Raw genomic sequence first — 207 nt, 5'->3', positions numbered from 1 at the left:
GGCGATGGTCGGCGGACCGCTATTTGAACGTGGCCGACATGGAGCAAGGCTGACGCCGCTGGGGAATCTGCTGCAGCAGGAAGCACGCGTGCTCTTGCGGCTGAGCGATGAAATCGACGTCAAGATGCATCGTGCAAATGCCGGCCTGACCGGTCAGCTCGACATCGGATTTGGCATCTCGGCGCTCATTACCGCGCCCCAAATAGT

At 60.4% G+C, this 207-nt stretch carries 1 pseudogene; it reads left to right on the top strand.

Going from position 1 to position 207, the window contains the following annotated elements:
• Positions 1 to 207, top strand: a pseudogene (locus AF337_RS11965) (LysR family transcriptional regulator); the annotation flags it as partial.

The organism is Rhizobium ecuadorense (assembly GCF_001187535.1).
Classification (GTDB): domain Bacteria; phylum Pseudomonadota; class Alphaproteobacteria; order Rhizobiales; family Rhizobiaceae; genus Rhizobium; species Rhizobium ecuadorense.
The sequence above is the reverse complement of the archived record's forward strand: the minus strand, read 5'-3'. Positions and strand labels throughout refer to the sequence as shown.